Genomic DNA, 11115 nt, shown 5'->3' on the forward strand with positions numbered 1-11115 from the left:
TCACTCAATTGACCTGCGTACTGCTGCGTTACAATGGCAGCCAAACCGTCTATGCCGCGCCGCAGATCCGTGTATCCGCAGGCGACATAGTAGTTCCGGACCTTGCTCAGATCGATCATAGCGACTGAACCGACCGGAGCACCATGGTCACCGCATCCATGTCAACACCGGCTGATAGCTTCAGCTCCGCCCCCTTGTATTGAATTTGGAGCATATTCGCCGCAGCTGGACCAGATTCCAACTGTACCAACTGGGGACAGGAGGACTGCACCGCCTGATCCCGCAGTTTTCTGAGCCAATATAAAAGCTTTTCTCTGAAATCCCTCGTTCCCGGCAAAACTCCCGTTTGCTCAGCCCGCTGCTACTGCACTCCTGTATTAAGCTCGCCCAGGTTTGCGCCCGATATTCATCCCGAACTGCCAGTACATCTGCCATTTGATAACACCTCTTTCGCCTTCACGAAAAACTCACCGTGAGTTTTTCGTGATTTTAGATATTATCTCATAGTTCAGGGCGCGATGCTAGGTGGGAGGTTATTGAGCGCTTACCCGCAGCCCCCACCACGGCCAGCCTTTTTCCTAAAAAAGAGCGGACATCATGTCCGCTCTTCTTTTTGATATGGAGCTTGACCGCAGCAGCCATCAGGCCACTGCTGCATTTTCTTCCTGCGTATCAACCACAGCATTTGCTGGCGCAGCCGCAGCCGTTCGAGCCGCCCGTACCGGGCATACAGTCACAGTGCTCCTGCTTGGGCGGGAAAAACTCGTCGATTGGGAACTCAAAATTGGCAAAGACTGCGCAGGGATCCTGCTCTCCGCCGCCAGCGCCGCTGTTGGAGCAATCGCGCCGCGGCAGACAGATATCGAACGCAGGCATCAACAGCTGGATATCGCGCTCCAAGCGGATGATTGAGAACTGGCCAAGCGTTACGAAAAGCTGGTTGCCCGAGGAGCCGAGCACCAGATCGTCGCCGCCAAAGCAATCGCACAGCGAGCGCGGCACCTCATGTAGCGCGCAGCAGCAGCAGTTGCACGAAGCCTCGGGCGGCATGACACGCGCGTCCAGCAGGATCGGATCGACGACCTCGACGACCGCAGTCGGTTTGTTGCTGTCGGGGCGGAGCTGCACATCCATACCGCCCTCTACAAAGCGGGACGAGAAGATACGCGCGCCGCCCTCTCCGCCAAAGAGCACCACGCGCTTGTCAAACACAGCCAGCCCGTCAATGATGCGCGGACGACCGATCATGCAGCTGATCTCGCTTTCGATCTTGTAGAAGAAGCGAATATCAACGGTATAAAACCCGCGATTATATGGCATCCCAAGTTACAACCATACTCCCTATCCCCCAAATGTCGCGAAAAGCCGCCCTTTCGGGCGGCTTTTCCTATTCCGTTATCTCCTTCGTAATCCTTGCGATCTCTCCCATCGCAAGCCGTAGCTGCTCATTCTCCTGCTGTACGGCAGCGGGCAGCTTAGGCAGTTCTGCTGCCGCAGGTATCGCCGTATCCGGCGAGCCCTCGCCCAGCAGCTCCCAACGCAGCTTGGCCATGCCGCTTTCGTAGATAACACAGATGCCCTTTCCCATGCTCCCTATGCGATTATAAAACTTAAACTCGCCTAATTCGTGGTTGCGCAGCGTCTCCCAATCCACGCCGTTCTTATAAACCGTCGGGCGGCTGCGCAGCAATGTACTGATGCGGTCTTTCTTCACGCCCAGCAGCCTTGCGGCCTCGTCGGCACAGATGCACCCGCACCCGAGCCATGTATGCGGCAGCGCCGCCGCTGCTTTCACGCGATACCCGCCCGTCCTGCGCAGCTCGGGCAACACCTCGTCGAACAGCCATTTTTCAAACTTCTGCGCGGCGGGCAGGCGGGAGCGGATGATAAGGCGGTATAGGTCGCCCTCCGGGATGTACTGCAACGTCTGTATTCTTCCCACTGAATCAACGTTATCGCGTTTCACGATAGCACGGCAGTGCCGGGATACCGCATCTGCTGAATTGCTATATCCTAACAATTTTGCGCATTGTCTTGCCGGGAACAACTCCTTTCCATCCTCGATGAGGATATCCAGCTTGCCGAACTCGTTGTTGGATACCGTCAGCATCCCGCCGCTCATCGCTGCACCTCCGCCAGCATCAGGTGACGCCCCGCTTCGCGCAGGCCGCAGAAGAATCCAAACCGGTGGCTTTCATGCAGAAGCTCGCCCATATCGTCCGAAAGCTCGCGCCATGTCTCCGGCAAAAGCTGCTTCAGTTTTTCCTCCATGCTGTCATACGGATCAGGCTGTCCCATCTCTGCGTAGTCCGTTTTGTGTCGGATGGAATTGAGGTAGCTGTTGTAGATTTCTTCATACACTTCTTTGTTTGACATAAAAAATCCTCCTGTTTGTCGTTGACCAACAGGTAGGCACAGTGCTATAATATTTATGCCCTCCTGTTGGAGTGGTGTTATAGGAGTTTCGGTGTATCTTTCCGCAGATGGCCGAAACTCTTATTTTTTACCTCGGGCTTTTTCATACATTGCTTCCAACCCCTGCCGCAATACTTCTGCTTTGGTAAGCCCCAAAACCATGCAACAGTATTCCAGCTGTTTGACCTCTCCTGCTGTCAATCGTAATCGATACTGCGTATCTCTTGGATTGTCAGACCTAGGTCGGCCTGCACTCGGTGACACTTCACACCTCCTATTATTGGATATCCATATTATATATCGGATATCCAATAAAGTCAACCCTTTTCTTAAAATAATATTGCCAATTTTGCCGGATTTTGTTATGCTTATGAAAACAACCTGTCCCATCTGGGGCAGGCCAAAACAAAGGAGGCAACTACTATGAAAAAAAGACTGCCCGCACTTGTCCTCATGCTCGTGTTCTTCATTTCCACTGCCTTTGCCGCCAGCACCTACAAGCAAAACATTCAAGTAGAGTATGGAATTAACGTACAACTTAATAATCGTGATATTTCTATGACCGATGTAAACGGAAAAACTGTCCAAGCTTTTGTATATCAGGGCACAACCTATGTTCCTATTCGTGCAGTTTCCGATGCCTTTGGTGCTGATGTTGAATATGACGGCGCAACGAATACAGCCTGTCTGTTTGGTGATTTTCCGGAGATATGTGCAGTCGTATATGAAATGAACGACATCCTACAAGATTATTATATTCTTATAACCTCCGAACTCGCCTATATACAAAATAATTCATCAGGTAGTCTTGCCGATATCAAGACCAATCTTGATAATCGCGTTTCCAATATATTCGATGTTCTTGAATACTTAATCGCGGACGATTCCTATAATATACACGCTGCATTCATCGTAGACGATATGTTGAACCCCTTCACTCAGGTCATGATATCTATGCGTGATGCTGCCTCTGCCTATGAAAATTATATCAACAACAGCAGCAAACAAAATTGGGATGCATTCTTTTCGGCCAATGAGATAGCCATCGATAATTATTACAAAACGGAAATTCTGTTCGATAATTTCTTTCATAATTATTGCTTGTGGCGCGATCTTGATTTTTAATGTTATTCCTCCAACCATTATGCTATATAGGCCAAATTGCACCATCTTTTATACTCCCTATCCCCAAAATGCCGCGAAAAGCCGCCCGAAAGGGCGGCTTTTCTCTTCTCAAAATGTCGGTAACGGTTTAAATTTCTTTAACTGCTTCATCCCATTTTGTGTTCCTGCCGCGCTGCTGCTACGGTTTTGGCTTGACGATCCTCCTCCTGCTGCCACGCCGGATCTTACCGTACCGTTGTAGACATGTCCGCTCGGCGCGCCATAGCCCGGTATGATGGTCAGTGGGTCGACGATCTGCCCGTCCTTCCACGCCTGCATATCCAGATGCGGCCCTGTCGATATGCCGGTCGATCCAACTGCGCCGATCTGCTGTCCCGTCGCGACCACATCTCCTACATTCAGCGCGTCCACGCTGCCCTCCTGCATATGGTGATACTCGGTTTCTACCCCGTTGCCATGGTCTATGCGCACCGACACGCCGTACCCGCCTCCGTACCCCGACTTGTTAACGGATGCTACCGTGCCGCCCATCACCGACCGCACCGGCGTGCCCTCGTCGGCTGCAATGTCTATTGCCTTGTGCCAGCTGCTCGCGCCCGCTGTGGGCGATGTGCGCGGTCCAAACGAGCTGGACAGCCGTCCTCCATCCACTGGGTTTATCGCCTCAGCTGTGCCGCCCAGCGCGCTGTACTTGGTCACCGTCGCGGTTCCATATGGGTTTGACTTCCATGCGCTGTTTGTGCTTTGATACAAGTACGCCCGCTGCGCCTGCGTCAGCCCAGGCAGGAGCGCTACCGCGCGCTCGGCTTCGTCCTGCTTGGCGCTTCCCTTTCCGTCCTCGTTGCAGGCCACCAGTGCCACGCGATACAGGATATAAGTTTCGGGCGCAATGCCTGCCTCCTTGGACATGTATGCCTTACCCTGCCAGTCAGTCAGCGTATCGCCCTCGGCCAACGCCTGCTCGTACTGGTTGGCCAGTTTGCGTACCTCGGCCTTGCCCGCCTCACTCAATCCATCGAAAAAGCCGTTGCCCACCATCCTCTGTTCATACTCGGATACGTGGAACGGGTTTTTGCTCATGTTGCCCGAATATGCGCGGAACAGATAGTCCCGCTGCTCGTCCGTCAGGTTCTCGTAACCGCGCAGGATGGTTGCAACGTTCGCCGCGTGATCCGCGCCGGTCTTTTCGTACTCGTCCTTGTACGCGGCGGTGTCGCGCACAAAACGCACATAATCGCTCGCGTTTACATTTCCCTTGGCCACGGTCTCCCAGTCCTCGCGCTGGCTGTCGCTCATGGTCGATATCAATACATAATCGGCCAGCGCCTGCTTCTGGTTGTCGTCCAACGCCGCGTCCTGCATAATCTCGTCCAGCGCCATGCCACGCGCCTCAGCGGCACTGTGCAGCTTGTTGCCGTCCGCGTCCTTTTCAGCGGACAGGGCGGACAGCCGCCCGTCCCATGCGTTGAACTCATCTATGGTCAGTCCATGCGCCAGTGCGTCGGCTGCCGCCTCGCGCCGCCCGTCCCGCACGCACGAGAGCATGAAACTGTTGTAATCGGTGTAATCCGCCGGCTGCTGATCGCTGTCCTCGTCGATCAGCAACACACTGTCCAGCCATTGCTTTTGTTCTGGGGTCATATCGTCGCGGGCAAACAGCATTTTCCGCGCTGCGGCCTTGCTCGTGATCACCGTCTTTCCGGCCGCATCCTTGACCGGCTCTGCCTGCCCCAGCTTGACGATCGCGTCATACAGAACCGCCTCGTCGATGCCCTGCTCGGTCACGCCCGCGCGGAAGGCTTGGGTCTTGGCCTCGCTCAGCCCCCGCGTACCTCCCGCGAGATACGCCTTGCCCGCATCGGTGGCATACCTTCCAAAGCTCAGCCCTTTAAGGATGTTGCCCACATCCTTGTCCGCCGCAAACTTGACCTTGCTGCCGTCCTCGGTGTAGGCCGCCCGCGTGTCCTGCCGCTCAGCGCGCACCCCGTCCATGCTGACGCGGAACACCGGCAGCAGCCCGTGATCCTCAGCCATGTCTATCGCACGGGATACCTGCTTTCCGCCCCACGGCAGAAGCAGACCAGTCGCCGTGTCCCACGGGTTTACCTCCTGCCCGCTGAAAAACTGCCATGCAGGCTTTGCCAGCGCATCAATGCCGATGTTGCCAGTGCCAAAGCGCGTCGGGTCACTCTCGCCGAACAGCTTGCTGCGCATTGTATCGTCCGAAATTACCATGCTGGCGACCTGTGTACCAAAGGGCGCGTTGCTCAACACCTCTCCCGTCATGCGTCCTCCTATCGTCGTCAGTTTGGCCAGCGTACTGCCCTTGTAGCTGGGGTCGTTGATTTCTGCCCATGCATCCTTTGCTGCGTCGATCAGATCCATGCCGGTGCGTGTGCCGGTCAGATCCTCTTTGACCTCGTTGAGCAAAAATGTGGACAGATACAGCAGAACCAGACCCAGCGCGTCCTTCTGCCCGACCTTTTCTTTGATTAACTGATAAGCGTTCGAGACCTCAACCTGAAACGGTGCGACCAACTTGACGATTTTAGACTGCTGCGCAATGGGCACCTCACCCACGCCGCGCCCGGCCACCGCCCGCTTGGTGATGTCGTCTGCGTAGAATACCGGATCGCTTACCCCCTTGCGCACAGCCTGCTCGTAGGCCGAATACCAGATCAGCTCGGACACCTGTTGATCGCCCACGGTCAGCAGCCATGTTGCAAACTTCTTCGGCTTGTTCAACATGCCCTCGTCGAACTTGACCTCGGTTTGGTCAAGGTATCGCTCAGTCATAAAGCCGCTCTGCGCCAGCTTCGCCCGCGCGGACTCGTCCCCCGTCTTGGCCGCCACAAAATCAGCGATGCCCTTTGTCATGTCGCGTGGGTCTTTGATGTAGGCCAGTCCGTTCGGCAGATTGAACACTTGTGCCACAGCGCTGTTCAGGTTGCCCAGTATCGCGTTGGACTTGGCTCGCCCGTTGATCCATTCAATCACCTTAAATGCCTTCCGGCTCATCACCTTTTGCAGCGCGCGGTCAAATGGATTGGTCTTGCCTGCAAGATCGTTGGTGTAGTCGGTCATCCACTCGATCAGAGTGTTGGCATTGGTCATGTCCTGATTTGCCGTGCCGTCCACCAGATCGCGCACCACCGTGCGCAGCCTTGCAATCTGCGGGTCGATGTTGATCATGTACTCGGCCTGCGGGATGTAGTCCAGCATACACGCCACGCTGTCTTCCATCGTCCGCACGCCTTGTCGCTTTTGCAGCACTCCTGACCATTTGGCATTCGGCTTGGTGTGGTCACTCGTGCCCACCAGCCGCGGGTCGATGTCTGCGTCCGTCTCAAAGATGTTTTTGAGCGCCGCAAATCCCTCGGCCATCTCCATCGTGTGGTGATAGTAGTCCTTGCGCGGAAATAGCCGCTGGTTGGCAAACGCCTTGCCGCTGTCACGGTCGCGCTGGCGCTGGATGATGTCCTTTTCGGTCTCCTGCAACATCCGCATCAGCAGTGTGCGGCTCTCGGTCTCCTCTCCGGTCGCCGTACCTGCCTTGATCTTCGCGTCCAGCGCACGAACCTGCTCGCTGTATGCCGCCGCCTGCGCCCTCTTGCGCGCGATGGCCAGCTCGACGCGCTGCTCGGCATATGGGTACACCTCGCGCCGCGCCTGCTGTATCTTTTCGATGTAGCTGTCGTATATCGCACGGTTTACCGCGTCAGCCTCCACAATCTGCCGCCATGTCTCCGGGAAGTCCTGTTTCAAGTCCTTCAGCGTGTAGTCTACATAGTCGCCCGCCTCGTTCATGCGCTTGCCCTCGCCGTACCACATCACTGCCGCGCTCTCCTTCGATCCCTTCGTGATGCCGGTCTTTTGTATGGCCGCACGGTAGTCCTCCATCTGGCTCTTGATGTTCTTGGCGTACAAGCCCTTTGCCTTGGCCAGCGGCCTCTCAATTACATCCCGCAAAAATGTGCGCACGGTCTGGTTTTTGCCCGCCGCTTGGTCAAGCACGCGCTCCAGCGTCTTGTTGTACGCACCCTTAACCGGGTTGATCGCCAGCGCCACGCTCTCAGGGATGATCTGGCGGCTGCCCTGCTCATCCGCCTGCTCAGTGATCTCCTGTATGTCGCGCCTGATCTGCTCGTCGCCGCCCTTCAGCCCGCGTCCCTCTCCGCCGAATCGGGAATAGTCGCGCGGCGGCAGCGGGGCATACTGGTCTACCTCCTGCGTCTCCACCATATGGTCAAAGTCCGCCTCGTCGTATCCCAGCGCCTCGCCGCTGCGCTCTGCAACCTCCTGTGGCGTGGCCTGCACCCGCTGCTCCTCGGGTACCATCGCTTGCAGCAGATCTCCGTGCAGAGTATGGATGCCGTTTGCCTCATCCTCGCTGCGGGCAAAATACACATCAAAGTAACCGTCTCCCCTATCGCGCACAATCTCGCCGAAATTGTTGCGATCAAGCGCAAACACGCGGTCGCCGCGCCTAAATGTGTGTTTTTTCGCATCCGCCAGCGCAGTCTCGATCTGTCGATACTGCCCCAAAAACCGGTCTGCCTCCTGCCCGCGCCCGTTTTCCCGTGCGCGCTCTACCTGCTGCCTTGCAAAGTCCAGCTCCATTTCCAGCTGCTGCCGTGTCAGCCCGTAATATGGGTTTGCCGCGCGCTGTGCCGCGTCCGATTTTTCCAGATCGGCTACCGCGCGCATATCAGCCTCCACCTCCGCCGCCGTGCGCGGCGCACCGGCCTCCTGCTGCATCTGCTCGGTGATGCGCCGCAGCGCCGCGTCCCGCGCAGGCCCCGGCAGCATCCCCTCGGCCTGACGGCGTTCCGCATCCAGCGCAGCCATACGCGCGCCCTGCTCCCGCGCGGCCTGCTCGGCCTGCATTTGGCTGTTGACCTCCCGCGTGGATTGGGGTATACTGTTCTCAGGAAGCGAAGCTGTGTCGCTGGGGTAGCCCAAATTGGTCCCAGTCTTGAACGACACGGCTTCGCTTTCCTGATTTGTCAGTAAAACCTCATGCAGATAATATTTCCCCCGGTTTTCCGCATTGTCGTACTGCTTGACGATCACACCCATATCGTAATCTATGCCGCCGATTCGCACGCGCCCGCCAAAGGTCGCCGTATCATATCCCCGGCCTTTCCAATCGTGCTGCATATCAATCACTGTGCCGTTTTCAATCACGGAAGGCACCGCCGCAAACGCGATTGCCTTGTTGCGCCCTATGCCGTGCGAAATGCTGTCCCGCGCGCCGCTGCGATTTAATACAACATCGCCAAATCCAACGCGGGTCACCTTATTGCCGATGGATTTGAAGAAATCTGTTATCTGGTCAACGAGCTTGCGCTCACCGCCTGAAAATTCCTTGCCTGTCATTTCAGCAAGCACCCCGGTCTGCGCGATTGTATCGTGATTCTCCGCAATGATTTGATTCAGTGTTCTGTTGTTCTCCAGCTCCGCGCCTGCCAGACTGGCCTTCTGCTCAGCCTGCATTTGGCTGTTGACCTCCTGCGCAGCCTGTTTGGCCTGCAAGTACCTGTTCGTCGTATCATCCGTGCGCACCGTCTGGTCGCCGGACACGATCCGGGCACCCACCGCGCGTGCCGCGCCCGCGCCACCGGCCAGCAGCGCGCCCGCACCGTACTCCTGCGCCATGCGCGCGGGATCTATCACACCGTCGCCGCCAGCCGTCACCCACGGCTTGTCATGGTCGTACACGCTCTTCTGCGTAAGGCCGGACACGATACCCTGCGTTACCTCCTCCATGCCCTCCTCGTGCATGCTTTTCAGGATGTTCTTCCATGTAGCGGGCGCGCCTGCCGCCGTCTCGATGCCGCCGCCGACCTCTATTCCCGCGTTGATCGCGCTGCTGATAACTGCCGATATCGCCGCCTGCGCGTCACTCGCGCCCCCGGCCTTGGCCTGCTCATAGTCCGAGCCAACCGTTGACAGGAAGCTTGTCATTGCCGGGGCGTTCTGCGCCAGCTTTTGCGTGATGTTGGTCAGCAGCGGCTTGCTGGCGGCGGCCAGCTGCGCCCCGGCCTTGCCCATCTCGCCCGCCGCGCCCACGCCGCCGGTCATGATGGCTACGACCGCCTGCGGCACCATGCCTATCGCTGACTGGTACAAGCTGCCCGCAAAAGCGCCCGCCCTGCCGCCGCGCGCCGCGTTGTACTGATTTACCTGCTCGATAATCCGCGCGTTGTCCTCCTTTGCCTTGTCGATGTACTGCTGCACCCGCTTGGGCGTGATCACATCAGGCAGAAGAAAGTCCACCGTGTCATAAAATCCTTTGCTGATGCCCGCCACACCAGCCATCGTGTTATGCCCCAACGCGGATAGCGGCGTCTGCCGGTCATAGCTTGCTTCGCGCGCCGCGTTTGCCGCCGCTGTCAAAGTCGCCTGCCTCGGCGTGTCGTTCTGCGCCTCCTGCACCGCCGCCCGCGCCCGCGCGGCCGGTGTGCCGCTCGTCATCCGCAGCACCGGCAGGGACAGATTTTCCCCTTGCTGCCCGATAGTCACGCCCGTGCGCGCGTCATAGCCCAGCCCCAGCCGCGCGCGTATGGCCGCGTTCTCGGCTTCGAGCTGCTGCTTCTTCGCCGCGTCTGCCGTGTGCCACGCGGTCATATTTTTGCCCAGCGTCTGTATACTCTGCTGCCTGTCGTCCGACAGGCGCAGCGCCGCCGTCGGCGCGTACCCATTTGCCGGTCTGGCCGCCTGCGTTGCCTGCTGGCGGGTGATGCTGTTTTTGCCGCCGCCGCCAAACCCGCCGCTCGTGCGCTGCGTAGTCTGCTGGCGCGCCACTATCTGCTTGCCCAGCGTCTGCGTCTCCGGCTGCTGTATGGCCACAGGCCCTGCCTTGGCCTTTCCGTCGCTGTTCTCGTTCGTCTGCCGCCGCCTATACCCCTGCTCCCGCTGCGCTGCCGTCAGCGCGGGGATTTTCGGCTTCTTCTTGTCCTTCTCTGCCATTATGCTTCCTCCTGTACAACAAAGGGCGACGGCTTGCGCCGCCGCCCCTCTGGTTCATCACATGCCCATTTGATACTGCGCATACTTGTTTTGCAGCGCCTTGTATGCATTTTCGAGGGTGTATCCCTCATTCAGCAGCCGCTGTGCCTCCAATTGCAGCTGTGCCAACGGCTGTGCGGTCAGCTTTTGCACCTCGAGCGCGAGCGCTGCGGACTCGCGTTCGATCTGTGCAGCCTGCCCTGCCATGGTCAACTGGCCGTTGTAAGTACCTGTTAGCCCAGCCTCAGCCTGCTTGTTCTGCGTCTGCCACTGGTTCCACTGCGCGATATTGCCGATATTCTCATATTGCTTCTCAGCCACCTGCTGATACAGTCCGGCCAATGCCTGCGCAGCGGTTAGATCGCCCTCCAGCTTAGCCTTGGTGATCGCGCGCTCGATCTCGGCAAGCGACTCGGTTTCCGTGCTCGCGTTCTGATTGATCGCGTTCTGGTAGCTGTTCCCTGCGCTGATCTGGCTGGATTCAGTTAGTCCTGTGTTCAGCAGACCGTTTGCCGCAAGGCTCTCGGCCAGACTGCCGTTTGGATTGATGGTTTGCATGTATGC

The 11115-nt window shown here is 57.5% G+C and carries 8 protein-coding genes; 1 reads left to right on the top strand and 7 read right to left on the bottom strand.

The genetic code is table 11. The features are described from left to right. From tnpB to MR935_RS06790, 5 genes are all read right to left on the bottom strand, one after another. Positions 1-119 (bottom strand): IS66 family insertion sequence element accessory protein TnpB (gene tnpB, locus MR935_RS10795; RefSeq protein ID WP_442863025.1); only part of this gene is annotated, 119 nt, incomplete at its 3' end. A 61-nt stretch (positions 120-180) separates the two neighbouring features. Next, positions 181-435 carry an IS66 family insertion sequence element accessory protein TnpA gene (gene tnpA / locus MR935_RS10800; RefSeq protein WP_442863024.1) on the bottom strand — a complete coding sequence of 85 codons (255 nt, stop codon included), beginning with the start codon at positions 433-435 and terminating at the stop codon, positions 181-183. Between the two features lie 237 nt (positions 436-672). Then, entirely contained in the window at positions 673-1320 is a 648-nt protein-coding gene (locus tag MR935_RS06780) for a hypothetical protein (RefSeq protein WP_290572181.1), read from the bottom strand. 67 nt (positions 1321-1387) lie between these two features. After that, the gene (locus tag MR935_RS06785) at positions 1388-2122 is read right to left on the bottom strand and encodes a BRO-N domain-containing protein (protein ID WP_290572183.1); all 735 of its coding nucleotides are present in this window, start codon (positions 2120-2122) and stop codon (positions 1388-1390) included. Continuing rightward, positions 2119-2376 (bottom strand): hypothetical protein, encoded by a 258-nt coding sequence (locus MR935_RS06790; RefSeq protein ID WP_290572185.1) that lies wholly within the window; start codon positions 2374-2376, stop codon positions 2119-2121. The genes MR935_RS06785 and MR935_RS06790 overlap by 4 nt, the downstream gene beginning before the upstream one ends. A gap of 462 nt (positions 2377-2838) precedes the next feature. Between MR935_RS06790 and MR935_RS06795 the strand changes: the two genes are divergently transcribed. Continuing rightward, complete coding sequence (locus MR935_RS06795) at positions 2839-3540, top strand: copper amine oxidase N-terminal domain-containing protein (protein ID WP_290572187.1); 702 nt, start codon at positions 2839-2841, stop codon at positions 3538-3540. A gap of 108 nt (positions 3541-3648) precedes the next feature. Here MR935_RS06795 and MR935_RS06800 read toward each other — a convergent pair whose 3' ends face one another. Continuing rightward, entirely contained in the window at positions 3649-10512 is a 6864-nt protein-coding gene (locus MR935_RS06800) for a peptidoglycan DD-metalloendopeptidase family protein (RefSeq protein ID WP_290572189.1), read from the bottom strand. Positions 10513-10569: 57 nt separating this feature from the next. After that, on the bottom strand, positions 10570-11115 hold a 546-nt coding region (locus MR935_RS06805; protein ID WP_290572191.1), incomplete at its 5' end, for a hypothetical protein.

Origin of the sequence: Agathobaculum sp. (assembly GCF_022775115.1) — a bacterium.
Classification (GTDB): domain Bacteria; phylum Bacillota; class Clostridia; order Oscillospirales; family Butyricicoccaceae; genus Agathobaculum.